The sequence below is a fragment of the Psychrobacter sp. 1Y4 genome (assembly GCF_051847555.1).
Genome location: NZ_JBPYDE010000366.1, coordinates 1 through 819, shown reverse-complemented (window position 1 = coordinate 819; position 819 = coordinate 1). Strand labels below are relative to the sequence as shown.

The window sequence follows — 819 nt, the reverse complement described above, 5'->3', positions numbered from 1 at the left end:
AAATCATTATGACTGCGAGTACAGCATAAAGAACGCTTTTTTCTGCCATAAACTTCATCATATTCATAAACAGTACAAAGACCACTGCTACCATGACGAGCATATTGAGTTTCAGTTGCTTGTTCACTTCAGCGAGCGTGGCTTCTGCCAATACAAATCTGGCTTTTGGTTCTTTCATGCGAGCTTATCCATATAAATGACGATTCATACAAATACGAGGGCGTGTCCTAATTACTTACCAACTTGGGTGACAGGAATCCGTAAGGCTTTTGGCAGACTGAACGTTACGTTTTCCTCAATACCAGATAGCTCACTAGGTAGATCGCCACCCCAGTCCTGCAACTGCTGCAACACTTCTTGGATCAACACTTCAGGCGCGGATGCACCAGCGGTCACGCCGATACTCTGCACACCATCCAACCAACGCTTATCCATCTCACTAGCGTTATCGATTAAATAAGCACGGCAATTCATACGCTCTGCTAGCTCGCGCAGACGATTAGAGTTTGAAGAGTTTGGCGAGCCGACGACTAAAACGACTTCACAGCGACTGGCCAAATCTTTTACCGCATCTTGGCGGTTTTGGGTGGCATAACAGATGTCGTCTTTGCGGGGACCTTGAATACTAGGGAACTTTTCACGCAGTGCATCAATCACGCGAGCCGTATCATCCATCGATAGGGTCGTTTGGGTCACAAATGCCAAACGTTCGGCATCTTGTACAGTCAATGCGGCCACATCGCCTTCATCTTCGACCAGATGAATCTGCCCACCATGGCGGCGATTGAAGCGTCCCATCGTACCTTCGACCTCTGGATG

Annotated in this window: 1 pseudogene; it reads right to left on the bottom strand. The window is 47.7% G+C overall.

The annotated features are described in order from the left end of the window. Positions 1-231 precede the first annotated feature (231 nt). Positions 232-819: pseudogene (gene ispH, locus ACS8FC_RS16360) on the bottom strand (4-hydroxy-3-methylbut-2-enyl diphosphate reductase); the annotation flags it as partial.